The organism is Arthrobacter sp. JUb115 (assembly GCF_004365035.1).
Lineage (GTDB): Bacteria > Actinomycetota > Actinomycetes > Actinomycetales > Micrococcaceae > Glutamicibacter.
In genome coordinates this window covers 390418-414983 of sequence record NZ_SOBS01000002.1, presented here as the reverse complement: position 1 = coordinate 414983, position 24566 = coordinate 390418, and the positions used below count along the sequence as shown (strand labels likewise).

The 24566-nt window shown below is 63.6% G+C and carries 23 protein-coding genes; 14 read left to right on the top strand and 9 right to left on the bottom strand.

From position 1 onward, the window contains the following. Positions 1 to 55 precede the first annotated feature (55 nt). Positions 56 to 1768: an AMP-binding protein gene (locus tag EDF61_RS05130; RefSeq protein ID WP_133833457.1), complete on the bottom strand. Its 1713-nt coding sequence runs from the start codon at positions 1766 to 1768 to the stop codon at positions 56 to 58. Between the two features lie 295 nt (positions 1769 to 2063). Here EDF61_RS05130 and EDF61_RS05125 point away from each other — a divergent pair, with 295 nt between their 5' ends. Beyond that, on the top strand, positions 2064 to 2867 hold the full coding sequence (locus EDF61_RS05125; protein ID WP_133833456.1) for an IclR family transcriptional regulator: 804 nt from the start codon (positions 2064 to 2066) through the stop codon (positions 2865 to 2867). Between the two features lie 49 nt (positions 2868 to 2916). Here EDF61_RS05125 and EDF61_RS05120 read toward each other — a convergent pair whose 3' ends face one another. From EDF61_RS05120 to EDF61_RS05110, 3 genes are read right to left on the bottom strand one after another with little or no spacing between them, the layout of a single operon-like run. Continuing rightward, the gene (locus EDF61_RS05120; protein ID WP_133833455.1) at positions 2917 to 3879 is read right to left on the bottom strand and encodes a hydroxymethylglutaryl-CoA lyase-like TIM-barrel protein; all 963 of its coding nucleotides are present in this window, start codon (positions 3877 to 3879) and stop codon (positions 2917 to 2919) included. Further along, positions 3876 to 5117: a CaiB/BaiF CoA transferase family protein gene (locus EDF61_RS05115; protein WP_133833454.1), complete on the bottom strand. Its 1242-nt coding sequence runs from the start codon at positions 5115 to 5117 to the stop codon at positions 3876 to 3878. Before EDF61_RS05115 ends, EDF61_RS05120 begins: the two co-directional genes overlap by 4 nt. 25 nt (positions 5118 to 5142) lie before the next feature. Beyond that, the gene (locus EDF61_RS05110) at positions 5143 to 6564 is read right to left on the bottom strand and encodes a GntP family permease (protein WP_133833453.1); all 1422 of its coding nucleotides are present in this window, start codon (positions 6562 to 6564) and stop codon (positions 5143 to 5145) included. Positions 6565 to 7248: 684 nt separating this feature from the next. Between EDF61_RS05110 and EDF61_RS19050 the strand changes: the two genes are divergently transcribed. Together EDF61_RS19050 and EDF61_RS05100 are read left to right on the top strand one after the other, a co-directional pair. Next, complete coding sequence (locus tag EDF61_RS19050) at positions 7249 to 7413, top strand: hypothetical protein (protein WP_286172108.1); 165 nt, start codon at positions 7249 to 7251, stop codon at positions 7411 to 7413. Further along, the gene (locus tag EDF61_RS05100) at positions 7413 to 8186 is read left to right on the top strand and encodes a hypothetical protein (RefSeq protein WP_133833451.1); all 774 of its coding nucleotides are present in this window, start codon (positions 7413 to 7415) and stop codon (positions 8184 to 8186) included. The genes EDF61_RS19050 and EDF61_RS05100 overlap by 1 nt, the downstream gene beginning before the upstream one ends. Before the next feature lie 394 nt (positions 8187 to 8580). On the opposite strand, the gene EDF61_RS05095 is transcribed toward EDF61_RS05100, so the two are convergent. Then, positions 8581 to 10287: an AMP-binding protein gene (locus EDF61_RS05095; protein WP_133833450.1), complete on the bottom strand. Its 1707-nt coding sequence runs from the start codon at positions 10285 to 10287 to the stop codon at positions 8581 to 8583. A 755-nt stretch (positions 10288 to 11042) separates the two neighbouring features. Between EDF61_RS05095 and EDF61_RS05090 the strand changes: the two genes are divergently transcribed. The 3 genes from EDF61_RS05090 to EDF61_RS05080 all read left to right on the top strand — a co-directional run bounded on the left by EDF61_RS05090 (position 11043) and on the right by EDF61_RS05080 (position 13028). Then, the gene (locus EDF61_RS05090; protein WP_133833449.1) at positions 11043 to 11291 is read left to right on the top strand and encodes a type II toxin-antitoxin system Phd/YefM family antitoxin; all 249 of its coding nucleotides are present in this window, start codon (positions 11043 to 11045) and stop codon (positions 11289 to 11291) included. Then, the gene (locus EDF61_RS05085) at positions 11288 to 11554 is read left to right on the top strand and encodes a Txe/YoeB family addiction module toxin (RefSeq protein ID WP_133833509.1); all 267 of its coding nucleotides are present in this window, start codon (positions 11288 to 11290) and stop codon (positions 11552 to 11554) included. Before EDF61_RS05090 ends, EDF61_RS05085 begins: the two co-directional genes overlap by 4 nt. Before the next feature lie 604 nt (positions 11555 to 12158). Then, positions 12159 to 13028, top strand: a complete 870-nt coding sequence (locus EDF61_RS05080; RefSeq protein WP_133833448.1) for a VOC family protein — start codon at positions 12159 to 12161, stop codon at positions 13026 to 13028. Positions 13029 to 13105: 77 nt separating this feature from the next. Here the strand turns inward: EDF61_RS05080 and EDF61_RS19170 are convergent, their stop codons facing one another. After that, positions 13106 to 13897 (bottom strand): CatB-related O-acetyltransferase, encoded by a 792-nt coding sequence (locus EDF61_RS19170; RefSeq protein WP_133833447.1) that lies wholly within the window; start codon positions 13895 to 13897, stop codon positions 13106 to 13108. A 78-nt stretch (positions 13898 to 13975) separates the two neighbouring features. After that, complete coding sequence (locus EDF61_RS05070) at positions 13976 to 15784, bottom strand: glycosyltransferase (RefSeq protein ID WP_133833446.1); 1809 nt, start codon at positions 15782 to 15784, stop codon at positions 13976 to 13978. 358 nt (positions 15785 to 16142) lie between these two features. Between EDF61_RS05070 and EDF61_RS19040 the strand changes: the two genes are divergently transcribed. Then, a complete protein-coding gene (locus tag EDF61_RS19040) occupies positions 16143 to 16271 on the top strand; it encodes a hypothetical protein (RefSeq protein WP_286134218.1) in 129 nt (42 codons plus the stop codon). Between the two features lie 118 nt (positions 16272 to 16389). On the opposite strand, the gene EDF61_RS05065 is transcribed toward EDF61_RS19040, so the two are convergent. Continuing rightward, positions 16390 to 17397, bottom strand: coding sequence for an ABC transporter substrate-binding protein (locus EDF61_RS05065; RefSeq protein ID WP_133833445.1), 1008 nt, complete (start codon positions 17395 to 17397; stop codon positions 16390 to 16392). A 102-nt stretch (positions 17398 to 17499) separates the two neighbouring features. On the opposite strand from EDF61_RS05065, the gene EDF61_RS05060 reads away from it, so the two are divergent. The 3 genes from EDF61_RS05060 (at position 17500) to EDF61_RS05050 (ending at position 21449) form a co-directional block, all read left to right on the top strand. Then, a complete protein-coding gene (locus EDF61_RS05060) occupies positions 17500 to 18597 on the top strand; it encodes a FecCD family ABC transporter permease (protein ID WP_286172106.1) in 1098 nt (365 codons plus the stop codon). Further along, a complete protein-coding gene (locus tag EDF61_RS05055) occupies positions 18594 to 19649 on the top strand; it encodes a FecCD family ABC transporter permease (protein ID WP_133833444.1) in 1056 nt (351 codons plus the stop codon). Before EDF61_RS05060 ends, EDF61_RS05055 begins: the two co-directional genes overlap by 4 nt. A 63-nt stretch (positions 19650 to 19712) precedes the next feature. Further along, on the top strand, positions 19713 to 21449 hold the full coding sequence (locus EDF61_RS05050) for an HNH endonuclease signature motif containing protein (protein WP_133833443.1): 1737 nt from the start codon (positions 19713 to 19715) through the stop codon (positions 21447 to 21449). Between the two features lie 46 nt (positions 21450 to 21495). Here the strand turns inward: EDF61_RS05050 and EDF61_RS05045 are convergent, their stop codons facing one another. Next, complete coding sequence (locus tag EDF61_RS05045; protein WP_133833442.1) at positions 21496 to 22125, bottom strand: LysE family translocator; 630 nt, start codon at positions 22123 to 22125, stop codon at positions 21496 to 21498. A gap of 250 nt (positions 22126 to 22375) precedes the next feature. Here EDF61_RS05045 and rpsP point away from each other — a divergent pair, with 250 nt between their 5' ends. From rpsP to trmD, 4 genes are all read left to right on the top strand, one after another. Further along, on the top strand, positions 22376 to 22786 hold the full coding sequence (gene rpsP / locus EDF61_RS05040; RefSeq protein ID WP_013348861.1) for a 30S ribosomal protein S16: 411 nt from the start codon (positions 22376 to 22378) through the stop codon (positions 22784 to 22786). A gap of 2 nt (positions 22787 to 22788) precedes the next feature. Beyond that, positions 22789 to 23031: an RNA-binding protein gene (locus tag EDF61_RS05035; protein WP_038991490.1), complete on the top strand. Its 243-nt coding sequence runs from the start codon at positions 22789 to 22791 to the stop codon at positions 23029 to 23031. A 154-nt stretch (positions 23032 to 23185) separates the two neighbouring features. Continuing rightward, complete coding sequence (gene rimM / locus EDF61_RS05030; protein WP_133833441.1) at positions 23186 to 23728, top strand: ribosome maturation factor RimM; 543 nt, start codon at positions 23186 to 23188, stop codon at positions 23726 to 23728. A 3-nt stretch (positions 23729 to 23731) separates the two neighbouring features. Then, on the top strand, positions 23732 to 24556 hold the full coding sequence (gene trmD, locus EDF61_RS05025) for a tRNA (guanosine(37)-N1)-methyltransferase TrmD (RefSeq protein WP_105657732.1): 825 nt from the start codon (positions 23732 to 23734) through the stop codon (positions 24554 to 24556). Positions 24557 to 24566 lie beyond the last annotated feature (10 nt).

The window sequence follows — 24566 nt, the reverse complement described above, 5'->3', positions numbered from 1 at the left end:
GCCCGGCGGGAAGCTGGATCCGCTTCCCGCCGGGCTGTCTTCTGCCTTTTCGTTCCTAGCCGCGTTCCCTCAGCTCAGGGAAGTCGCTATCGCGGTACTCGCCGCTCGGGGTCGTGCCGGCCGCATGCTGCTCTTCCTCGGCCAGGCGCAGCTCCACGCGGCGGATCTTGCCCGAGATGGTCTTGGGCAGCGCGGTGAATTCGAGCCGCCGGATCCGCTTGTACGGCGCCAGGTGCTCGCGGCAGAAGCCGAGGATGTCCTTGGCGACCTCCGCGCCGGGCTCGACGTGCGATGCCAGCACCACAAAGGCCTTGGGCACCGAGAGCTTCAGCGGATCCGGCGAAGGCACCACCGCCACCTCGGCCACCGCGGGATGCTCCAGGACCACTGACTCCAGCTCGAAGGGGCTGAGCTTGTAGTCGCTGGATTTGAAGATGTCGTCGGCACGCCCCACATAGGTCAAGACGCCCTCATCATCGCGTTCGGCGATATCTCCCGTGTGGTACACGCCGCCACGCAGCGCCTCGGCGGTTTTCTCCGGATCGGCGAAATAGCCCTTCATCAACCCGGCAGGCCGGGGATCCAGTCGCAGGCAGATTTCCCCGATTTCGGCCAGCTGCCCGGTGGTCGGATTGCGCAGCTCCACCGCATAGCCCGGCATCGGGCGGCCCATCGCGCCGACCTTCACCTCGGTACCCGGCGAATTGGCAATCTGCACCGTGGTCTCGGTCTGCCCGTAGCCATCACGGATCACCTGCCCCCATGCGGTGCGCACCTGGTCGATGACCTCGGCGTTCAACGGCTCGCCGGCAGAGACCAGCTTGCGCGGGGGAGTCTGCAAGGTGCCCAGGTCCGCCTGGATCAGGTAGCGCCAGACAGTGGGCGGTGCGCAGAAGCTGGTGACCTTCTCCGTATCCATCTGGTTCATCAGCGCCAGCGGATCAAAGCGCTCGTAGTTGTAGACGAAGACCGTCGCTTCGGCGATCCACGGGCCGAAGAAATTCGACCAGGCATGCTTGCCCCACCCGGGGGACGCCACATTCAGATGGACATCGCCTGGTTCCAGGCCGATCCAGAACATGGTCGCCAGGTGGCCGATGGTGTACGAGGTATGGGTGTGCTGGACCAGCTTCGCCAACGAGGTGGTGCCCGAGGTGAAGTAGAGCAGCATGTTCTCATCGGCCAGGGTCGGGGAGTCCAGGCGGAATTCGGCCGGCGCATCGTGGGACTTGGCATAGTGCAAGGTCCCTTCGGCGGCCTGCCCGCGGACTTGCACGATCCGGTAGTCCCCGGGGACTGCTTCGAATTTGGCGACCTGGTCATGGCTGGTGATCACCCAGTTCGCGTTGCCGCGCTCGATGCGGTCGGCGAGGTCCGCGCTGACCAGCTGCGTGGTGGTCGGGATGATGACCGCACCGAGCTTCATGCCGGCCAGCATCACTTCCCAGAGGGCCACCTCGTTGCCCAGCATGACGATGATGGTATCGCCGCGCTGCAGGCCTTCGTCGGAAAGCCAGCGGGCCACCTGGGTGGAGCGGCGCGAAAGTTCGGCCCAGCTGTAGCGTGCCGAGCTGCCATCGGGTTCGGTGAGGATCAGTGCCGGTTCATTGGCTCGCGCCGGGTCCTTGGCTACCTCGTCGAACCAGTCGTAGGCAAAGTTGAAATCGGTGAATTCCGGCCACGTGAACTCTGCCCGAGCCCGGTCGTAGTCATCGCGTGCCGCCAGCAGCAGATCGCGTGCTGCCCGGAACTTCTCGGTATTGCCCATGGGGGTCCTTTGCGTGATGGGCGCCTGCGCCCGACAGAATTCTTCGGTCTTCAGGATTCAATATACTTCAGTGCACAGTTCTGGCGAATTGTTGCGTCACCATGCGCGGTGCAGGTGCTGAACTTCACGAATTTTGTCCAGTAGCTTCCAATACGGGCATGCATAGTGACCGAACGCCCGATCCGGCTGAACCCGCTGGCGGGGACGCTGCCGGTGGCAGGCTGGCCAAGGCGCCTGCGAGCAGTGCCGGGCAGGCAACTGGACTCGCAGATGCCGATGGTCTAGCGTCTGGACTATGCCAAAGGAAGAGACCCCCGCCAAGAAGCACAACCCCCTGTTGGTCTTGGGAAAAATCAGTTCCATCCTCGATTCCTTTTCACTGCGCCAGCCGGTGATGAACTTGGCCGATATCCGTGAAGCAACGGATTTGCCTGCCTCCACGGTGCAGCGGCTTGTCGCGAATTTGGTGGGGCAGGGTTTCTTGGACCGCGAGGATGACGGCTTCCGCATCGGGATGAAAATGGCCTACTGGGCCGCGCCGGCGACCCGGGGGCGGGAAGTGCTGGACGTCATCAGCCCGTCGTTGCGCGAACTGCGCGACTTCACCGGGGAAACAGCCTGCCTCTTCCGTGCCGAACAGCAATTCCGCGTGTGCGTGGGCATTGCCGAAACACGCCACGCGCTGCGCAGGGAAATGCACCTGGGCGAGCTCGCCCCATTGCATGCCGGATCTGCCGGCCGCGTGCTGCTGGCCTGGAAGCCCGAGCTCATGCAGCGGTTGCAGGAATCACAGCTGCAGCCGTTGACCGATGCCACGATTACCGGCATGGCCAACCTGGAAAAAGCGGTTCAGCAGACCCGCGCCGATGGCTTCGCGATCACCACGGGGGAGCGTGAAAGCGGGGCCTCGGGACTGTCCGCACCGGTGTTCGATTCCGCGGCGGGCCTGGTGGCGGCGGTGACCATCAGCGGGCCCACCCTGCGCATGCCGCGGGAGACCTGCCAGAGCTGGATCGAGCCGTTGCTGGACACCGCTGAACGGATGACCCGGCTGATCGGCGGACGCTTCCCGGGCGAAACCCACCGGCCTTCCGCCTAGCACCGCCCGCCCGGTCCGAGAGCCGCGGCGGCACCAGGCAGCAGCGGCACTAGAGGCTGGTGCCGCAATCCGGGGTGGCATCAGAGGGGATCACCCAGGCAAAGGCTTCTGCCTTGGAACGCGCCCCCTGGGCCGACTTGGAACGGTTCGGCTCGCCCAGCTCCTGCAGCAAGGATTCGGAGAGCCCGACGAGCCCGGCAAAGCGCTGCGGCGTGAGCCATGGCGGCTGGGTGGCGAACAGGATGTCCTCGCTGGAAGTGTTCCCGCTGGCCCCGGGGGCGAACGGACAGCCTCCCAGGCCGCCGAGCGCTCCATCAACCAGGGTGGCTCCTGCCGAAATGGCTGCCAGCGTATTGGCAACACCCAGCCCCCAGGTATCGTGGCCGTGGAACACGATGCGCCGTTGCGGGGTTTCGCCGTGGACCCTGGAGATGAGCGAGGCGACCTGTGCCGGAACTGCTTGGCCCAGGGTGTCGCAGATGACGATGTCGCAGGTGCCCTCGGCCCGTGGATCATTGGCGATCTCCAGCACGCGCTCGGCGGGGACCTGCCCCTCGAAAGGGCAGGTGAACGAGGTGGCCAGGCACAGCTGGATGCGCCCGCCGGCTTCCTGGGCATAGCGCACGGCTTCTGGCAGGGCGGCAAGGCTTGCCTCCGTGCTGCGCCCGATATTCGCCTGGTTGTGCGCATCGGAAACAGAGAGGCAATACTGGAAGTTCCGGAGGCCCGCCTTGGCCGCCTTGGCCACATGCCCCGGGGTCGCCACCCAGATCCAGCAGCGTTCCAGCTCGTCGGGGCGCAGCCCCCGGGCAACATCGAGGGTATCGGCCATGGGCGGCACCAGGTCGGCACGCGCCATGGAGCCGAGCTCGATTTCCTGGACTCCGAGCCGGATCAACTCGCGCACGGTCCTGATTTTCTCCGGGGTGCTCAGCAGCTTCCCGGTCAGCTGCAGCCCGTCACGCAGCGTGACGTCGCGCAACGCGGCCGCGGGGGTGAATGAGTAGCTCACGCGATATTCCTTTCGCCAGCCGAGGCTTGCGCAATTTGCGCATCGGTCATTCCCAGCAATCCGCCCAGTACCTGTTCGGTATGCTCCCCGAGGTCGGGGCCGAGGTTCCGGATGGGCAGCGAGGTGCCTCCCATGACCGGCACGATGCCGGGGAAGCCGACACCGTGCAAGGTTTCCTCTCCGGTGGAGACATCCAGATGCTGGATCATGTTCCGGGAGATGTATTGCGGCTCGTTGGCAATGTCCTTTGCGGTGTAGATCGGGCCGGCAGGAACTCCTGCCGCATCGAGGATGGCCAGGGCCGTGCTCGAATCCACGCTTGCGGCCCACTGGCCAATGGCGGCATCCAGCATTTCCCTGGCCTCCCAACGCTGGGCATTGCCCTGCAGCCGCGGATCGGCCCCGAGCTCCGGCCTGCCGATGGCTTCCATGTAGCGGCGGTAGATCCCGTCACCGTTTCCGGCCACGACAATGCTGGCCCCATCGGCGCAAACGTACGCATTGGATGGTGCAATGCCTTCCATGCGTCCACCGGTGCGGGTCCGGGTTTCGCCGTAGGCGCCGTGGTCAGGGAGCAAAGATTCCATCATGGAGAACATCGCCTCGTGCAGCGCAACATCGATCACGCGATGGTCCAGCCCGAGGGAGGCCTTTTCCCCGCGCGCCATCTCCCGCTGGTAGAGCGCCATCACCGCGCCGAACGCGGCGTACAGTCCGGCAATGGAATCGCCAATCGATACGCCGACACGAACCGGCGCGCGATCCGGATCGCCCACCAGATTGCGGAAGCCGCTGAAGGCCTCGGCCACGGCGGCAAAGCCCGGACGCTCGGAGAGTGGCCCAGTCTGGCCGAAGGCCGAGATGCGGGTGATCACCAGGTCCGGATTCACGGCGCTGAGTTCCTCTGGACCCAGGCCCCACTTCTCCAAGGTGCCCGGTCGGAAGTTTTCCAGCAGCACATCGCAGTGCTTGGCCAACTCCAGCACGGCCTCCCGGCCGGCGTCGCTGCGCAGGTCCAGGACGATGGACTTCTTGTTGCGGTTGATCGTCCGGTACAGCATCGAGACGCTGCCCTTCTTGAGCCGCCAATTTCGCAGCTCGTCCCCGGTTCCCGGGCGTTCCACCTTGATGACCTCGGCGCCGAAGTCCGCCAGGAGCCGGCCTGCAGTGGGGGCGGCAATGTAGTTGCCCAATTCGAGAACGCGGACACCCTTCAATGGGGCGATGTGCTCTGACATGTTCTGCCGTTCCTTTGCTGTCGCGCTAAATGAAGATGTTGAGGATCATGACCATTCCAAGGGCCACGATGGATGCGACCGACACGCCTACGCTGACGGTCTTCAGCGCACCGCGCACGGTCTGCCCGAACAACGACTGCAGGAGCCAGAAGGTGTTCGAGGTGACATGGACCATGAACAGCGCTCCGGAACCTGCCGCCAACGCGATGAGCACCGGGTCGATGCCCAGGCTCGGGGCGATCGGTGCCAAGAGGCTTGCCGCAGTAATTCCGGAAAGGGTCACCGAGCCAACGGCAATGTGAAGCAGGGCCGCGATGCCCCAGACCACTACCAGAGGTGCAACGGTGCTGGCCGAGAAGAACTGGCCCATGATGTCGCCCAATCCAGCCGTGGAAACCGTGGCTGCCAAGGAGCCGCCGACACCGGTCAGCAGCAGGATCTGCCCGCTTTCCCTGAACCCGCTGGCCACGCCGCGGTCAATCGCCTTCTGGCCGATGGTGTAGCGTGCCACGGCAATCGTTCCGACCAGGCCGATGAGCAGGGCAACTACCGGATTGCCGACCAGCTGGATCCAGCTGGCCTCATAGCCGAGGATTTCGGCCAGCGCGCCGCTGGCGATGAGCAGCAAGGATACGAGCAGCGGCAGGAAGAGCAGGAACAGGGGCGCCTCGCGGCGCTGCCCGGTCTGCACCGCGGTGGCCGCGGTGGCTGTTCCGGCGTTGCCGGTGCGTGCCGCATCCTGGCCGGTTCCTTCGCGGTTCTCCAGCTTGCGGGTTCCCGGTGTCGGCTCGTCTTGCGCCAGCAGCTGCTCATCGCTCTCGGCTTTCCAGAAGCCGCGGTCGAAGAAGAAGGACATGATGGCGACGGAAATCAAGACCGTGGGCACGACGACCAGCAGGCCGAAGATCAGCATCTTGCCCAGGGGAACTTCAAGCATGCCGGCCAAGGCGACGGCGCCGACGCCAGGGACCATGAGGACGATTCCGACCTCGCCGGCGATGGCCATGGCCGTGGCAATGCGCGCGGTTCCGTGCTTGCCGATTTTCGGCGCCATGCGCCGGGCCAAGGGGGCCGCGATGACCAGTAGCACATCGAGGAAAATGGTCTGCAGCGCGGTGCTGACAGCCAACGCCATGGTGTAGGGCAGCCGTTTGGGGCCGAAAGTGTTCAGCAGGTGCTCGACCAGGCGGCGGATGGCGCCGGTCTCATTGAGGATGGAACCCATCAGCACGCCGAAAGCCACCAGTAGTCCGACTTCCACCATGATGTCGCCGAAACCCTGGGTGATGGTCTCGATGGTCTTGGTGACTCCCAAGCCGGTGGATAGGCCCAGGTAGAGCGAGCCAATGACCAAGGCGATGACTGGGTTGACCTTGAATCTCACGATAAGCACCACGGCGGCAAGCACGGCCACCGCGGTATTTATCAGAATCGCGATATCGGACATGTTGGATCCGTTCTAGAGGAATCGGGGAGCAGTGTGACATAAGCCACGGCATGAGAACTCATGGTATGAGTGTCAGCTCACGATGTAAACTATTGGCTTCTTAAGCGGGAAACCTCTGGAAATAAACCCGCGGCGAACCCTGGCGGCTTGACGCGAGGAAGGGGAGCGGTGATGGGCTGGCGGACGTTTCGAGGGAAGAGAAAAATCCAGGGCGCCTGCCGAAGTCATGTCCGGAATGCGCCCTGGATGCTCGATCCGGTTGCAGCCGCTGGCGAAGACGCTGCTGGTGGCGGGCTCTCGCAGCGGGCTTCGGGGTCGGAGTGCCGGTTGCCAATGCAGCAGCACCGGCGCTCATGTTGCGTCTTAGTCCCTTTGATGCAGGAGAATCATGCTTATTTTAGTGGTAAATCGGTGGTAAGGTCGTGGTATCAGGGAATCTCGGCGAGAAAGGCAAGGGGCCTGCAGGTGGGAATCACAACGACGATTGGAACGGCTCACGCGGAAACGTCTCGCATGGATTTCCGTGAGATTGTGCGGAGATTGAACGCATCCCTCGGAGCCGCAATGGTATCCGCGATAGCGGGCGCGAAGGACCCTAAAGCAAGCTACCGCTGGCAAAAGGAGAACGGAACGGTCCCCTCGGATGCGTCCCAAGCTCGTATTCTGCTAGCTCACCGTGCGTGGATGATGGTCTCGGATGTTGATGGAGAACAGGTAGCTCGCCAATGGTTCCTCGGCGCTAATCCCTGGCTCGACGAGATTTCACCCGTCGAAGCCATTTACCAGGATCGGTTCAAGGCTGTGATCGATGCAGCCGAGGCCATGTCCTCAGGTGGGTACAACGGATAATGAACGGCACATCGGAAGAAGTGGACGGTCAGCCGAGCATTGTGCGCGAACCCCTGGCCGGCTTCCGCATCGCAGCTGAAAGCTACGGTGCGATTAATCCCCCGAAGCGGGGTTACTTCTTCCCTGATGATGTCGGAGTATGGAACAGGTATGACACAACCGGCCGCACTCTGTACGCGGCGTCCACGCGCCAGGGCGCCTTTACTGAATGCCTTGACGGTTACCGGCTGGACCGTAAGTCCCGGACTGCCATCGACTTCATGGCAGAACTGTTCAACATCACACAGGCAGAGGCCCACGCTCTACACATCGAGGAGCAGAAAGCGCTGGGGCACGATGAACCCGGAACGTTTCCTAGAAATTGGCGCGAAGGCCGCCGGCTCTACGAACTGACGAGCAAGACCGACCTGCTGTGGTTCGACCTGAACACAGCGCATTCGCTGGCCTATATCGACCGGACCTTAGGCTCCGAAATAGCCAATACCTGTGGTGTGAACGCCGTTGACCTATCTCACCTGCTCGGAGCAGATCGCAAACTCACCACCTTGATTTCCACGAGATTGCGTAACTTGCGGCTCCGCGATGGTAGCTTCGCGGACGGGATCCGCTTCACTTCCCGCCACGGCGTCGGTACTTGTTGGGCGTTTTGGATGAGGCGTACCGATGACGGGCTCGACAACGAACTGGTCTTCGCAAGCGAGGGCCGGAAGATACGCGCAGACGATCGGGATCTGCTGAATGTCTCTGAACGGTTCAACATCCGTTTTAGCTAAACGGCTATTCTGCTTCTATGTCTTCTTCTGATCGTGCAGCCTGGGCCGTTAGCTTATCCGTGCTTTCTGATAGCGATCCCTGCAGTTTGTTGCACTGGTGGCCAACGTGCAGCACTAGAAAATGCCCTCACTCTCAGGGCTTTCGCGGCGGTTGCCATTGGACGCAATGTTTCAATGTTCTCGGAAGCTTGGCGTGGCGCGGCAGGCTATTTACTTCTGGTGCGGAAAAGCTCGGGAAACAAACCCATAGGAACCAGCATCGTCGACTCCGAATGAAGTGCACTGCCCTCGAACTTCGCGCGCAGACAGAATCTGTTGGATGCTCTCATCGCAAGGCGAATCCAGGGCACCTGCCGAAGCCATGTCCGGAAGGCGCCCTGGATGCTGGAGGTCCCTATCCCTTGAGATTCGGGAAGTCGGTGTCCCTGTATTCGGTGCCCGCGGGGGCGCCGGCGCGGTGCCGGTCCTCTTCAGCCTGGCGCAGCTCCACCCGGCGGATCTTGCCCGAGATCGTCTTGGGCAGGTCCGCGAATTCCAGCCGGCGGATGCGCTTGAAGGCCGAAAGGTGCTCGCGGCAGTAGGCCAGGATCGATTCGGCCAATTCCGGTCCGGGCTCATGCCCGCCGGACGCGACGATGTAGGCCTTGGGCACCGTGAGCCGCAGCTCATCCGGTGCTGGAACGACGGCCGCTTCGGCCACGCCCGGATGCTCAATCAGAACCGATTCGAGTTCGAAAGGGCTGATCTTGTAGTCGCTGGATTTGAAGACGTCATCGGCGCGCCCCACATAGGTCAGGACGCCGCGTTCGTCCCGCTCGGCGATATCCCCGGTGTGGTAGACCCCGTCCCGGAAGACCTCATTGGTCTTTTCCTCGTTCTCGAAATAGCCTTTCATCAGCCCCAGCGGGCGCTGGGCGGTGACCAGGCAGATCTCGCCCACATCGCCTTCTTCCCCGGTGGCCGGATCGCGCAGCACGATCTCGTAGCCGGGCATCGGGCGCCCCATGGCGCCGATGGTGATGGGCTCTGCCGGGGGATTGGCGATCTGCACCGTGGTTTCGGTCTGCCCGAACCCGTCGCGGATCACCTGCCCCCAGGCCTTGTGGACCTGGTCGATGACCTCTGCGTTCAGCGGCTCGCCGGCCGAGACCAGTTTCTGCGGCGGATGCTCCAGCGCACCGAGGTCGGCCTGGATGAGCAGGCGCCAGACCGTCGGTGGCGCGCAGAAGCTGGTGACCTGCTGGGCGTCCATCTGGTTCATCAGGGCCACTGGGTCGAAGCGGTCGTAGTTGTAGATGAAGACCGTCGCTTCAGCGATCCACGGGGTGAAGAAGTTGGACCACGCGTGCTTTGCCCAGCCCGGCGAGGCGACGTTCAGGTGGACATCGCCTGGTTCGAGGCCGATCCAGAACATCGTGCTCAAGTGCCCGACCGGATACGAGGTATGCGTATGCTCGACCAGCTTGGCCTTCGAGGTGGTGCCGGAGGTGAAATAGCGCAGCAGCGTTTCATCGGCGCGGGTCGGGTGCTCCAGGGCGAAGGCCGCTTCTGCCGAGGATGACTGGGAGTAGTCGAGGATTCCGGCCGGTGGCTGCCCGCCGATCTGGATCAGCGTGTAATCGCCCGGCACCGATTCGAACTTGGGGATTTCGCCCTCGTTGGTGACGACCCATTGGATATGGCCGCGGGCAATGCGGTCGGCCAGATCGGTGGGCGTCAGCTGCGTGGTGCAGGGGACCATGACCGCACCCAGCTTGATGCCTGCCAGCATCGATTCCCAAAGCTCGACCTGGTTGCCCAGCATGATGGCGATTGAATCCCCGCGCTTGATACCCTGGTCACTGAGCCAGCGCGCAAGTTGGGTGGACCGGGTTGATAGTTCTGCCCAGGTCCGCTGGGTGCAGCTGCCGTCGGATTCGGCGATGACCAGTGCTGGGCGCTCAGAGCGTTGCGGATCCCGGGCGACGTGGTCGAACCAGTCGAAGCCGAAATTGAACTCGGTGAATTCCGGCCAGGCGAACTCGGCGCGAGCCTGGTGGTAATCCTCCCTTAGCTCCAGGAGACGGTCACGGGCTGCTCTGAATTCTTCGGTAACGCTCACAACTAACCTTCCGTAGCTCTGGGTAAACCACCAAAACCCAAGGTGAGGTGGATCACCAGTCAATATACTTGGAAGTCCTAGCGAGTGGAAGATCGCCACCGATATAAAACCGGGCCACCCCATGATTGCTGTGCGAAGTCGGACTGAATCCCGGTCCCTGGTTACGCGGTGACCAGAGCCCAGCTAGCAGTTTGTTCCCGATATCCCGTCTGTAGCCGCGGCGTGTGGCCTTGCATTATTTCTGGGGTCCGACTGCCCGGACGCAGGCTTCGTCGTTTTTGGCCTTGAGGTCTTCGGCCAGGGCTGTTAATGCTGCATTTCCAGGGCAGTGGTTTTACCGATCCTCGCGGATGCAACCCGTACGCCGGGGCAATGGCATGGAATGCAGTGGCTGCAGTGTGGCCCGGGGCCGCTGCGGAATCTGCCTGATCGGCGAGCTCGTCTGCCTGTTCCATTGTTGTCGCATCAGCGGTTTCGCTTGCGACCGGAGTAGTTGAAGCGGGTAGAAACGTGCTGTTGATTGATCTGGATCCACGAGCAGTCCAGACCTATCCTCTATTAAGTGCCGACCAAGAAATGGGACTGGGTGACCCATGGTTAAAGCCAAGCGGCTTTGTCCGGGCAGCCCATTTTCCGTGAAATCTGAGTATCAACTGCGATGCCCCATGGAAACAGGGATCGGGTTGCACTTGGGGATAGAGTCTCTCGAAGACGGCTAGAAGTTGTACCATATCCAGTACTGACCAAGGAGGGGCATGGCAATCACAGCGAGTGAGGCGCGCCGCGATCTTTTCGGCTTGATCGAACGAGTCAATCTTGACCATGCCGAAGTGGAGATCTTGTCAAAGCGCGGATCTGCAGTCCTCATGTCAAAAGATGAGTATGACTCTCTGGTGGAAACGAGCTACCTTCTGCGCTCGCCGAGGAATGCGCTCCGCCTGCTTGCTTCGCTGGAAGCGGTACGCGGTAGCCAAGTGTCCGAGCGTGGACCTATTGATCCCTGAGTGAAAGACTGCTGACCTGGACGACTGCCGGCTGTGAAGACTATTTCCACTGGCAGACCCAAGATCGCAAAACGCTCAGGCGTATCCATGCGTTGATTGAGGCTGTGCTGCGCTGTGACCCATTTGAGGGTATTGGCAAGCCTGAACTGTTGAGGCGTACCCTGGCTGGCGCATGGTCGCGCCGCATCGATGAAGCTAATCGACTGGTCTATATTGCCGATGATCGCGCGGTGGCAATCCTGCAGGCCAGATATCATTACTGAACGGTTTTAATCACACGGCCGCCTGGCAAGCGCGCGTTATCGCGGCGCTTCGAGGGGAACGTGCGGGCGATATCTCTATTGATGGGCAGATCGCTTCCATGGACGGCTGCAAGGGTCCGGCACGCATGGTCCGTGCAGGGCACGTTGTAATCCCAAGCTGACTCTTTGTCCTGCCGGCAGGGTGTGCTCAAGATATTCGGCAGCCGCTGGCCCGAGGCATTTGACCCCATTGCCCGGGTGAATGGCTTCGGGGATGTCGATGTTCAGCAGCTGGACTCGAGTTTCTGCGCCCGCCACCTTGGCATCCATGGTGTCGCCATCGCCATCGGCAACCCGGGTGGCCGTACCGCGATTCTCCGATCCGCCACTGCTGGTGAGTTCTATGGCACTGGCAAACAGCGACCCTGCCGCCGCAAGGAAATCCGGATGGCCTTCGTAGTTTTTGCAGCGGGGTTCTTGGTGTGCGAGCAGGGGAGGCTAATGCCATCCCCGGAACAGAATTCGCTGTGATCGGCTGAACATCCCAATTTCATTGAAGCATCAAGTAATTTGCGATAGGCTGTTAATCAATAAGGAATCGATGCACTTGGAAAAGGAGCTTGCCATGTCAGTACTCCAGCAAGACAAACTAGCGGCCACCACCCACATGAACGCAGTCCAGCTCAAGGTCGGCGACATGAAAACCATGAGCGAGTACTACCAGAAGGCCCTGGGCCTTGAAGTGCTGGCCGAATCAGCCGAAGGCACCCGCCTGGGCCGCGGAACCCAGGAACTGGTCAACCTGCAGAACGCGCCAGGACTGCAGCTCCCATCGCGCAACGAAGCGGGCCTGTTCCATACCGCGCTGCTCTTCGACACCAAGGCTGATCTGGCTGCGACCGTCCTGTCGGCAGCCCAGTTCGACCAGAGCCGCTTCGTGGGCAGCTCCGATCACCTGGTATCCGAAGCGTTCTACTTCACCGACCCGGAGGGCAACGGCATCGAGCTGTACTGGGACCGCCCGCGCGAGACCTGGAGCTGGAGCGGCGGCGAGGTGGCCATGGACACCATCTACCTGGATCCGAACAAGTTCCTCAATGAGCACCTGACCGAGCAGTCCATTGCCGGACAGCGCAAGGCCGCCGCGGATGTAGGCCACGTGCACCTGCAGGTGGGCGATGTCGCAACCGCCCGCCAGTTCTACGTCAGCACCCTGGGCTTTGACGAAACCACCACCCTGGGCGAGCAGGCACTGTTCGTCTCGGCTGGCGGGTACCACCACCATATGGCCATGAACGTCTGGAACTCGCGCGGAGCCGGCCCGCGCAAGGACACGCTGGGGCTGGGCGAAGTGCTGATCAACGTCCCGACCGAAGAAGAAGTGGGCAAGCTCGCCGAGCGGCTGGCCTACGCCAAGGTGGCAAACCACCACACCGGAGCCGAACTTCGCTTCCGGGACCCCTGGAACAACGAACTGCGCGTCGCCGTAGGCTAACGCGGATCCGGCACACCGAGGCTTCATTGCCCCGGGCGCTCGCCGAATCGGCGAGCGCCCGGGGGCACTTCCTGTCTTCACCCGGTTCCGGTGCCCAGGGCCTCCAGGTGCTCGGCAATGGTCTTGGCGGTCAAGGGCCTCGTCTGGAATGGCCGCACAGTCCCTGCCTCGGCCTGCTCGAGCACCTGCTGGGCGAAGGCGGCCGGGTTGGCCACGTCCAGGTGGGTCAGGTTCTCCGGGGCGTACTGCCACCACTGCGATGCCTGGAGGGCCTGGACGGTCGGCGCATCGAAGCGGTCGCGGATCTTCTTGGCCGGCAGGCCGCCGACCACGGTGTACGGCTCGACATCGCTGGTGACTACGGAATTCGAGGCGATGACCGCGCCGTCGCCGATGGACACCCCATGGCCCAGCGTGACCTTTTCGCCGATCCACACGTCGTTGCCGATGGAGATCTTCCCCGGCGTGTAGCCGTACTTCGTCGTGCCCAGTTCCGCGCCGTGATCAGCCGCGTAGGTGCGCATCAGCAGCCGCTGGTTGTAGAACACCGGGCTGGTCGATGCCCACTCCAGGGGGTGCTTGGCTCCCATGACCGTCAGGCCCTTGGCGATCGAGGTGAACCGCCCGACGCTGATGGCCTTGTTGAGCTTTGAATGGGTGTAGGAGAACGCCCCCATGCGGGGCAGGGCTGTTCCGCTGGTTCCCCATAAGGTGGTGTAGGGATCCAGTGCCAGGTCTTCCTGGTAGCTGATCCACGCCTCGGGATTGCAGGTGCTTCCGGTGTCCTGGAAATCCTTCATGCCCGGAACCGTCATGAGGATCCGGTGGCTTTTGAGCAGCGGTCGCAGTTGGGACATCTGAATTCGCATGCGATCGACTTTATGGGACCGGACTTGGAGAATTGTCAGCAAGTCCCGAACGCGCGCTGGATGCGAGCTGCTGCCCGGCTACTGCTTGGGGCGGAAGGAGAGGTTCTTGTGCGTGGTGAAGTACGGCAGGATCATTGTTTCGGGCAGACCCAGGCGCTTCATTTCCATGGCCTTGCCCACGCGCAGGCGCAGGTTCACGTCCACCGCCGCATCCTGTTCCTGGGTCTCGCCCAAGAGCTGCGGCTCCACATCGAAGACCGCCAGCTGCTCGTCCACACTGCTGCTGGCCACGGCCGCGATTTCTTCCTTGCTGTCCCGATTGACGAAGACCAGCTCGAAGGTTGCCGGTTCGGGCAGGTCTTCGACGTGGGCCCGATGCTCCACCCGCACCTGCAATCCCTGGCCGTCAGGGAAGTCGACGCCCCGCAGTTTTGCTTCGAAATGCGGGACGCGGTTCTTTGCGCCGAGCTTCTTGAGCATCTTGGCTATGGACATGGTGTCCTCCCAAAGTGAGACTAGATCGCGAGCTTGGTACTCGCTGGCAAATGTGCGGGCCTGCTGCGACATCCGGGCGGCCAGGGCGGGATCGTCCATGAGCTGCTGCACCCGGTCGGCCATGGCCTGGATATCGCCATGGCGGACCAGGAAGCCGTTATGCCCATCGGTGATGCTGTCGGCAGGGCCGAAGTTGATGTCGAAGGACACCGGGATGCATCCCTGGGCTTGGGCCTCGAGGATGACCAGCGCCTGGCCCTCGTTGGTCGAGGTGAATAATTGGGCCGTGCAGGAAGCGAAGTGGCGGGGGAGCTGGTCGGAGTAGCCGTGGAAGATTACCGACTCGCGCAGGCCCAGCTCGGCGGCCCTTTCCGCCAGTGCGGCGTGTTCGCTGCCCTCGCCCACAACGTGCAGTGTCGGCCGCTTGCCGCGAAGGGCCAGCTCGTGGAGGACATCCAGGGCGGCGGCTACGTTCTTGTTGGGGGTCAGCGAGCCGGCAACAATGAGGTCGGTCGAGCTGCGTGCCGGCATAGGTGGCTGCACCATTGCGGGCTTCAGCGGGTTGGGAATGACGAATGCCGAGTCTGCTTCGCCGAAGCGGTCGACATAGGCCTGGCGCTGGGCGTGGGTCAGGAAGACAAAAGCATCCCAGTTGGATCGTTCTTCGATGATGGGTTCGTGGCCCTTGGAGAGTTGGCCGCTGGCAAGGTCCTGCCCCTTGGCCACATGGATGCTGTGGAACGCGAATACCTTGGGCACGTGCACCGGTTTCCAGGAAGCGAGCATGGCCGCGGTGTACTTGCTGTCGATGACCACCAAGGAGTTCGGGTGGTCGACGATCTGCGACAGCCAATGGCGGTAGAACGACGCCGCGCTGGGGAAGCGGGCCACCAGGGTTCCGCTGCGGTCAAAAGCCTCAACGATGCGGCGGGCCTTCCCGTCATGGAACTTCATATCGGACAAGAAGGCGGTGCCATCGGCGCGGTAATACGTGGTCTTCTTGATCCCGTCTTCGGGGCCTGCGACGCTGTGCTCGCAGAACAAGGCGGCGTCCTGGCCAGGGTGGTGGATGGACTCGCTTACCGTGAAGTCCAGGCAGCCCGGTTCGGCCTTCCGCTCGGGGATGCTGCCCTGCGGCTGCAGGTCATGGTCCGCCAGATGGAGGTAGGGATTGAGCACCCGGACCGTGGGCGAAAGCTTGCCGCGCGCGGCGAGTTCCTCAACGATCTGCGGGAGCTGTTCGTTGGGGCCGAAGGTCACCACCGCGGCAGAACCGTGCCGCTGGGCGAAAGCGGCCGCGCGCTGGGTGCAGACGGTGGTCATCCCGCCGAATTCGCGCTCGAGCTTCCACGTGACCATGTAGGCGTCCAACTGCTGTTCCCTGATATCCACGGAGAATGATCCTTAGTTTGACCACGGCAAAGTTAATTTCGCGCGAGGATATGCAGTTCCTCGCGCCAAACTCCAGACTACGCGGTGAAGCTAGGCGGGCGCTGGGAAGACACCGTCGTGTCGGCCTCGATTCCCCTGAGGTGCACCGCAAGGCGGGCCCAGTGGCCGAAGAGGCTGCCAGCGCGGATCCGAACGTATATTCGAAAACACCATGGCGCTCGCCGAAAGCCGTGGGAGAATCGCCGGGAAGGCGCCAGCCCTTGCCCTTCGGTGCGAAACTTCCTATGGTTCAGGTTATGGGGTACTTTCCCCGCATTTGTTGGAGGCGCAGCGCGTCTCCGGTAAAGGACGGCACGTCATGTCGAGCAAATCCCCACGCAAGGGCGAAGCGAAAAAACCAGGCAAGAGCATCAAGGAAAAGCGCGCTGAGAAGCGGCTGAAGCACGCGGAGGTCGCTGTCGATCCGGTGCGCAAGGCTGCCAGGTAACCACTGATTGGCACCGGCTCCCGCGCACGGAGCCGGTAAATGAATCGAGTCCCTGCCTGCGGCGAATGACGCCGGGCAGGGACTCGAGTATTTTAATTGCTAGTTTTCCGAGTGCCGCTTAGGGCAGCTGCGGGTTGACCTCGAAATGCTCGGCCACCTGGGTGATGACCTCGTTGGCGCCTTGCAGGGAAACCGAGGAGAGGAAGATCGAGTCGTCGACCTGCATGACCTCGCCTTCCAGTTTCTCCCACAATGGGTTGGAGGTGAACTTGTCTTCCTGTGCGCGCGATGCGTCGCCCTCGGCCCCTTCCGGGGCCCAGGTGGACTGGAAGATCACTTCGGCGTCGGCCTTCAGGATTTCCTCCGGCGACAGCGGCACGAAGATCGACTCGGTGGTATCCGGGGCATCCTCCGGGCGCGGAATGCCCATGTCCACCATGATCTCGCCGATGAACGAATCGGTGGCGTACAGGCGCGCGGTGTCCTCGCCGGCGAAACGCACCAGCGAGTAAGTGGTCTCGGGCTTCTTCGCGAGGATTTCCTTGCCCACTGCGGCGGCGCGGGCCTCGTAGTCAGCCACGGCCGTTTCCGCCTGCTCCTTCTTGCCCAGGGCCTCGCCCAGCAGCACCACGTTTTCCTTCCAGGTTGGTCCGGTGGACTCGGAGAAGATGGTCGGGGCGATCTTGTTCAGCTGGTCGTACATGGCGCCCTGGCGCACGTCGGCGGAGATGATCACGTCCGGCTCGGTGGCCAGCAGCTTTTCCAGCTCCGGTTCGGTGATGGTGCCGACGTTCACGGCTTCGTCGGTCAGCTCGGTGATGTCGCCGAGGTACTCGGGGAAGGGGTTGTTGCCCTTGCGGTATTCGGTGTAGGCCACCAGCTCGGCTCCCAGCAGCATCGTGGCATCCACGTAGGAAGGGTCCAGTGCGGCGACGCGCAGCGGGCGTTCGGCCAGCTCGGTGGTGCCGCGGAAGTGCTTGATGGCCGCCGGGAAGCTGGAATCGGCTTCCGCGGTGGCGGCGGTTTCTGCCGGCTCGGTGCTCGGGGAGGAGCTGGCGCAGGAGGACAGGGCCAGTGCGGCCGCGGCCAGGGCGGCGCTCAGGGCGAGAATGCGGGGAGTGTGCATGCGAGTGCTTTCCATGAAGGTGATTGACTAATTAGCGCATGATGTATTTTTGCTTGCCCCACTTAGGCAAGGGTAAGCTTAGCGCGCGAGAAGAACAGTAGCATGGATCCGGCCGTCCCGGTCAAGGTCCTGCGACATCATTGCTTCGCATATCCTGCACGCACCGCCGCGCACCGCGCGGCCCGAGAAAGGCCACCGACCATCGACCGCACCACACCGCGCATCAGCTCGCTGCTGGCCCTGGCCGCCGGCGTGGGCGCCGCCATCGGGCTCAGCCTGTGGATCGGCAGCACCACCTCCAGCTTCGCCGAGCTGCGCCACGCACTGCTGGCCCCCGACGGCCAGGTCAGCGACATCGCCATCCGCGAGATCCGCTGGCCGCGCACCGTCACCGCGCTGGCTGCCGGCGCCGCTTTGGGGATGGCCGGCACGCTGATCCAGGGCCACACCCGCAACCCGATCGCCGAACCCGGCCTGCTGGGCATCAACCAGGGCGCGGCCCTGGCCATCGTCTCGGTCGCCGCTTTCACCGGCCCGCTGCCGGCGTGGACCCAGGCGCTGCTGGCCCTGGGCGGAGCGCTGCTGGCGGCCCTGGTGGTCTTCGGCATCGGGCGCATCGACGGGCGCGGGGGATCGCCCATCACCTTGCTGCTGGTGGGCGCCGCGGTCACCGCGCTCTGCGCCGGAGTGGTCTCGGCCATCGTGCTGCTGAGCGAGGCGGCCCTGGAAACCCTGCGCTTCTGGCAGGTCGGCTCCGTGGTCCAAGGCTACGAATCCTTCTTGTCGCTGTGGCCGCTGCTGGTGGCCGGCACCGTGCTGGCGCTGGCCAATGCCCGCGGGCTGAACGCGCTGACCCTGGGCGAGGATTCCGCACGCAGCCTCGGGGTCACCGCCCTGCATGCCCGCGGGCTGGGGCTGGCGGCGATCGTGGCGCTGTCAGGGCTGGCGGTCACGCTGGCCGGGCCGATCGCCTTCCTGGGCCTGCTGGTCCCGCATATTTCCCGGCGCATCTTCGGCGCCGACTACCGCTGGGTGATTCCCGGCTCGGCCTTGTGCGGCGCGCTGCTGCTGTGCGTGGCCGATGTGCTCGGCCGCATGCTGGCCCGCCCCGGGGAACTGCCCGTGGGCGTGGTCATCGCGCTGCTCGGTGCGCCCTTCTTCATCTACGTGGCCCGGCGCCGCAAGGCGGTCACCGTATGAGCGCCCCGGCGATCCGCACCCCCGCTTCCGCGGTGCGCGCCCGGCGCGCTGTGGCTACCGGCCTGATCCTGCTGGCCGTGGCCCTCGCGGCCTTCTGCCTGCACCTGGCCATCGGGGGCACCCCGATCGCGCTGGGCGATGTGGTGGCTACGCTCTTCGGCGCGGCCCCGGATCCGCGCACCGAGCTGTCGATCATCGAGTTCCGGCTGCCGCGCAGCCTGGCCGCGGTGCTGGCCGGGGCCGGCTTCGGAGTGGCCGGGGCGCTGACCCAGAACGTGGCGCGCAACCCGCTGGCCAGCCCCGACATCCTCGGGGTGACCAACGGCGCGGCCCTGGGTGCGGTGGCTGTGCTGGCCCTGAGCGTGCACGCCGGCGGGCGTTCTGAACTGCTGGTGCACTACGGGCTGCCCATCGCCGCGACCCTGGGCGGCTTGCTGGTCTCGGCCCTGGTCTTCGCGCTGGTCTGGCACAGTTCCCTGGAAAGCAACCGGCTGGTGCTGGTGGGACTGGGCTTTTCCGGGCTGTGCGCCGCGCTGACCTCCTGGATGCTGACCCTGGGAGAAATCTACAACGCCCAGCAGGCGCTGACCTGGCTGGCCGGGACCATCAACGCGATCTCCTGGGCCGACCTGGCCTTCGCGCCGGCGGTCATCGTGCTGGGACTGGCCGCGGCCGCGCTGCTGCGCAACCAGCGTGAGGTGCTGGCCCTGGATTCGGACACCTCCCGCGCGCTGGGCATGAACCTGGGGCGCGACCGGGTCCTGATGCTCGGCATCGCCTCGCTGCTGGCCATCGCCGCGACCGTGATCGCCGGGCCGCTGGCCTTCGTTGCGCTGGCCAGCGGGCATGCCGCGCGGCTGGTGGCCCGGGGCACCATCCCGCCGGTGCCCCATGCCGCGCTGATCGGGGCGATCTTCGTGCTGCTGGCCGACCTGGTTGCGGCCCGGGCTTTCCCAGTGATCCTGCCTGCCGGGGTGGCCACCGCGGTGATTGGCGCCCCGTACCTGATCTTCCTGGTCATCCGCCAGTCCAAGGTCCGCCAACGCGGCTAGCGGCTTATCCACAGTTGGCGATGGCTGACAGCTCGGGCCTCTGGCCGCGCCCATGATGGGTCCATGGGCATCCACCAGCTAGCCGCGGCGATCCAGATCCTGCGCGAATCCATCACCGGGTCGCTCCCGCGCGGAGCGACCCAAGTGCTCCTTGAGCTGATGGCTTCCTGCTGCGCACTGCTGGCCAAGCTCTCCTGCACCCTGCGCGAGTCCGATGACCCGCGGGTGGCCGCGGGGCATGCGCGGCTGATTGAAACGCTCTACCGCTATACCCTGCGCGAGCAATTGCACAGCGCCATCCATCTCGAATCAACCGGCGCCCACCTGCTGGAGGACGATGAGCTGGCGGCCGTCGCCGAATCGCGGACCAGCTTCGACCGCCCCGCCCGCCAGCATTCAGGTCGCGCCCACTACCAGAACACCGGCGACTTCCTGGCCAGCTGGCTGGGGATTAACGCCCATGAGGGGCAGCACCGGGTGAATGACGCGCACCTGCTCATCGCCCGGCGCCTCATGGATGGCAGCACCGCTGCCCCGCGCTTGTCCCAGCTGGCCAGGCTCTACGCCGAAGCGCCGGATCTGGACCCGCGGCTGATTGCCCGCACGGCCCGCGCACTGGACAAATTCGAGCCGGCTGACACGAGCTTCCAAGGCCGGCCGCTGGAACCGGCCGCCCGCAATGAACAGGGCCAACTGCTCGATCACCAAGCCGCGGCCCTGCTGCAGGAACCTGACCGTGCCACCCGCGAGACCCAGCTCGCGGCGATGCTTTCCGCCGAGCGCAGGGCCCGCAAGCAAACCAGGAACCCGGCACCCGGAATCTATCCGCGAGGCACCGTGGGCGACTGCGACAAGTACGAGCTCTACATCGCCGGGACCCAGCGCGAGGAATTCCGCTCCACCCTGGCCCAGGCCGATAACCCGCGTACCAAGGCAGGCAAAGCCGCCCGTGCCGCCAAATCCGGTTCAGGCGCTGCCCCTGATGATGGCCAGTACGCCTCAGAGGACCAGCAGGAAGCGGATCCCGGGGCAAATGCCGGGCAATCAGCCACCGACGACCTGTTCAGCAGCAAGGAACCACCACCGCCATGGGCCCAGGACGGGCACGGGGAGGAAGAATCCTTGTCCGGAGCGCAGCAACAACCTGACAAGCTTGTTGATGAGCAGGAAACGCGCGGCGCAGGCGGAGCAGGCGAAGGCCTCCAAGCGTCCCTGCTGCTTGGCGATGGGGAGGTTCTGGTGGCCCAGCGCCGGCTCAACGCACTATTGGCCGCGCTGAGAGGGCGCACGGCAGGTGCCGCGCCCAATGGAATCATTCCAAGGATCGGCATCCATATCCAGTTGCGCGATCCGCAGGATCTTGGAGATCCGGCCAAGCTTCGCGCCACCTCCGACCACGGGGTGAAACTCGATTCCGCGGACACCGCACAGCTGATCTGCCAAGGCGAGATCTACCGGGTGGTCTTCGGACCCGATGGGCAACCGCTGGATGTAGGACGCAAGGAACGCTTCTTCACGGATGCAATGAAGCGCGCAATTTTCGCCCGCGACCGCGGATGCATCGTCCCGGGGTGCACCGCACCGCCTGAAATGCTCGAATACCATCACGACAACTGGTGGGAACGTGGCGGGTGCACTTCATCGCGCAATGGCAGCTGCCTGTGCCGGAGGCACCACCATGCCATTCATGCAGGATTGCTGACCCTGGTTACCGTTGGGGGACTGGCGCACATCCTGCTGCCCAAGCACCTGGACCCGATGCAGGTACCGCGAAGAAACAGTGTTCCGGTGGCCGCCTGAGCACCCGGAGCCGCGAACTGCTGCACCTGCCGGCGTGGCCAAGATGCTATGGGCGCGAGAGCGCAACTTTCAGTCCGAACCCGATCAGCACTGTCCCGGTGATCCGGTCCATCCAGGACACCGACTTCGCTGAGCCCAGCCAGCGGCCAGCGATCCGAACCCCGTACACCAAGGCCACTGCCCACACCAGGGTCAGTGCAACATGCACCGCCGATAGCCCCATGCCCATGAGCAGGGCGTTGGTGCCCGCCGGGGTGAATTGCGGGATCGCGGCGATATAGAAGACGCCGATCTTCGGGTTCAGCACGTTGGTCACCAGCCCGGTCAGGTAGGCTCGATACCTGCTGTGCGATACCGGGACATGGATCGTGGCCAACTGCTTGCCCCGCAGGCTCCGATGGATCATCTGCCCGCCCAGGAACACCAGATAGGCTGCGCCGGCATAGACCAGCACCTGGTAGGCCAGGGATGAGGCGGCCAGAATTGCCGAAGCTCCCGCGGCCGCGGCCACACCCCAAGCGAATACTCCCGTGCAGATCCCCAGCGCCGCCAGCAGCGCTTCACCGCGTCCCCGGGCAATGGCCGATCGCAGGATCAGCGCGGTATCGACACCCGGAATCAACGTCATCAGGGCGGCAACTATACTGAAACCCAGCAAGGCGGAAGCAACGGTCATGCACTCAATGCTAGAAGCTGCAGCTGGGCGCAGGCCCCAGGGTGAGCAAGCTCATGATCTTCGCCCGACGCGCGGGGCCAATTAGAGTTGGCCACCGCGCACGCTCTCTGGCATAATTGCAGGGTACTCGATTCGCAGTGGCCCCTCTCTCCGCTATGAGTCCTGTCCTTTTAGAATCCGACCAGTAAGGCCTGCCCCACAGGTGCTAAAAATTGGATTCGACCATGTTGAGAAACAGGAGACCACAAAAGTGGCCGTAAAGATTCGTCTGAAGCGCTTCGGTAAGATGCGCGCACCTTTCTACCGCGTTGTCGTCATGGACTCGCGCGCTAAGCGCGATGGCCGTGCCATCGAGGAGATCGGCAAGTACCACCCAACCGAGAACCCATCGGTTATCGAGATCAATTCGGATCGTGCACAGTACTGGCTGTCCGTTGGCGCGCAGCCAACCGAGCAGGTACACGCACTGCTGAAGATCACCGGTGACTGGCAGAAGTTCAAGGGCATCGATGGCCAGGAAGGCACCTACAAGGTTGCCGAGCCTAAGCCAGCATTCGTTGCTCCTGACAAGGGTTCGGTGATCCTCCCAGAGGCAATCACCAAGAAGGCTGAAAAGCCAGCTGCTGAAGAGGCAGAGGCCGAAGCTACCGAGGCTGAGTAACAGTGCTCGTTGACGCGCTAGACCACCTGGTACGCGGGGTTGTCGAGGAACCGGAAGACGTCAAGGTCGCCTTGAAGTCCACCCGCCGCGGCGACCTGCTCGAAGTACGTGTGAACCCTGAGGATCTCGGTCGTGTGATCGGACGCCAAGGACGCACCGCACGAGCACTGCGCACCGTAATGGCAGCGTTGGCCAAGGAGCCGGTACGTGTCGATGTAATCGACACCGACCGTCGCCGAGGCTAAGCAACTTAGAGGTCTGGCTTTTAAGTTGGCTTCGAAACGAAAGGAGTTTCCGTCCTAACTAGTGACGGAAACTCCTTTCGTGTTTACCCCTAGAATTTCCATTCCAGTCTCCCGGCACACGCCACGGAACACAGTGCAGAAAGAGCAGCAGACTATGCGATTGCAGGTTGCCCGCATCGGCAAGCCCCACGGCATCCGTGGCGAAGTCACCGCCCAGGTCATGACCGATACCCCGGAAGAGCGCTTCACCGCTGGCGAAGAACTCATCGTCGTCGACGGCCCGGTCAAGACGCTGACCATCGCCAATGCGCGCTGGAACAAGACCATCCTGCTGCTCTCCTTCAAGGAAATCGCCGACCGCAACCAGGCTGAAACCCTGCGCGGCGCGCGCCTGGAGATCGAAGTGTCCGACCAGCCGGAAGACGACTCGGACGAATGGTACGAGCATGAACTACTGGACCTGAAGGTCATGCTCGATGGCGAGCAGGTCGGTACCATCACCGCACTGCGCACCAACCCCGCCCAGGACCTGCTGGTCTTCGAAGACGCTGACGGCCAGGAGATCTACCTCCCGTTCGTCGACGAATTCGTCCCAGAGATCGATCCGGAAGCCGGCATCGTAGTCATCACCCCGCCGGCAGGCTTGCTGACCTTGAACAGCGATGAAGACGGCAGCGACGAAGAGGGACAAAAGTAAGCCATGCGTCTTGACGTCATCTCGATTTTCCCTGAGTACCTCCAGCCGCTCTCGCTTTCGCTGATCGGCCGCGCCGCCGAAGACGGCATCCTGGATCTGAACGTCACCAACCTGCGCGACTTCACTGCCGACAAGCACCGCAAGGTCGACGACACCCCGTACGGTGGCGGCGCCGGCATGGTGATGATGCCGGAACCATGGGGACAGGCACTGGACGCGGTGCGCCCAGCCGATGCTGGCGGCCCCAAGCCAACCCTGATTGTCCCTTCGCCTGCAGGCGCCGTCTTCAACCAGCAGATGGCCTACGACCTTGCCGAGGAAGAGCATCTGGTCTTCGCCTGCGGCCGCTACGAAGGCATCGATGAGCGCGTCATCGAATACGCGCACGAGAACTTCAACGTCATCCCCGTATCCATCGGCGATTACGTGCTCAACGGGGGAGAAGTGGCCGTGATGGTGATGGTGGAAGCCATCGCCCGGCTGATCCCAGGAGTCATCGGCAACCCGGAATCGCTGGTAGAAGAATCCCACTCGGATGTTCTGCTGGAATACCCGGTGTACACCAAGCCGGCCTCCTGGCGCGGCCGCGATGTCCCCGAGGTGCTGCTCGGTGGCAATCACCAGCGGGTGGGACGGTTCCGCCGCGATGAGCAGATCAAGCGCACCGCAGAGCGTCGCCCCGACCTGATCACGCAGCTGGATGCCGAGAGCCTGAACCGCAGGGACCGCGATGCCCTGTGGCACAGCGGATTCGCGCTCGTTGACGGTGCCATAACCCCCAAGTCCGAATTGGACTGGGCTACCGGCGCTGGCACCGAGAGCGACTAAGAGTCCAAAA

What these genes read in the sequence shown, in the direction of transcription:
- EDF61_RS05130 (WP_133833457.1), bottom strand. Translation starts at nt 1,768, where the DNA reads ATGGGCAATACCGAGAAGTTCCGGGCAGCACGCGATCTGCTGCTGGCG.
- EDF61_RS05125 (WP_133833456.1), top strand. Translation starts at nt 2,064, where the DNA reads ATGCCAAAGGAAGAGACCCCCGCCAAGAAGCACAACCCCCTGTTGGTC.
- EDF61_RS05115 (WP_133833454.1), bottom strand. Translation starts at nt 5,117, where the DNA reads ATGTCAGAGCACATCGCCCCATTGAAGGGTGTCCGCGTTCTCGAATTG.
- EDF61_RS05110 (WP_133833453.1), bottom strand. Translation starts at nt 6,564, where the DNA reads ATGTCCGATATCGCGATTCTGATAAATACCGCGGTGGCCGTGCTTGCC.
- EDF61_RS19050 (WP_286172108.1), top strand. Translation starts at nt 7,249, where the DNA reads ATGATGGTCTCGGATGTTGATGGAGAACAGGTAGCTCGCCAATGGTTC.
- EDF61_RS05100 (WP_133833451.1), top strand. Translation starts at nt 7,413, where the DNA reads ATGAACGGCACATCGGAAGAAGTGGACGGTCAGCCGAGCATTGTGCGC.
- EDF61_RS05090 (WP_133833449.1), top strand. Translation starts at nt 11,043, where the DNA reads ATGGCAATCACAGCGAGTGAGGCGCGCCGCGATCTTTTCGGCTTGATC.
- EDF61_RS05080 (WP_133833448.1), top strand. Translation starts at nt 12,159, where the DNA reads ATGTCAGTACTCCAGCAAGACAAACTAGCGGCCACCACCCACATGAAC.
- EDF61_RS19170 (WP_133833447.1), bottom strand. Translation starts at nt 13,897, where the DNA reads ATGCGAATTCAGATGTCCCAACTGCGACCGCTGCTCAAAAGCCACCGG.
- EDF61_RS19040 (WP_286134218.1), top strand. Translation starts at nt 16,143, where the DNA reads ATGTCGAGCAAATCCCCACGCAAGGGCGAAGCGAAAAAACCAGGCAAG.
- EDF61_RS05065 (WP_133833445.1), bottom strand. Translation starts at nt 17,397, where the DNA reads ATGCACACTCCCCGCATTCTCGCCCTGAGCGCCGCCCTGGCCGCGGCC.
- EDF61_RS05060 (WP_286172106.1), top strand. Translation starts at nt 17,500, where the DNA reads ATGGATCCGGCCGTCCCGGTCAAGGTCCTGCGACATCATTGCTTCGCA.
- EDF61_RS05055 (WP_133833444.1), top strand. Translation starts at nt 18,594, where the DNA reads ATGAGCGCCCCGGCGATCCGCACCCCCGCTTCCGCGGTGCGCGCCCGG.
- EDF61_RS05050 (WP_133833443.1), top strand. Translation starts at nt 19,713, where the DNA reads ATGGGCATCCACCAGCTAGCCGCGGCGATCCAGATCCTGCGCGAATCC.
- EDF61_RS05045 (WP_133833442.1), bottom strand. Translation starts at nt 22,125, where the DNA reads ATGACCGTTGCTTCCGCCTTGCTGGGTTTCAGTATAGTTGCCGCCCTG.
- rimM (WP_133833441.1), top strand. Translation starts at nt 23,186, where the DNA reads ATGCGATTGCAGGTTGCCCGCATCGGCAAGCCCCACGGCATCCGTGGC.
- trmD (WP_105657732.1), top strand. Translation starts at nt 23,732, where the DNA reads ATGCGTCTTGACGTCATCTCGATTTTCCCTGAGTACCTCCAGCCGCTC.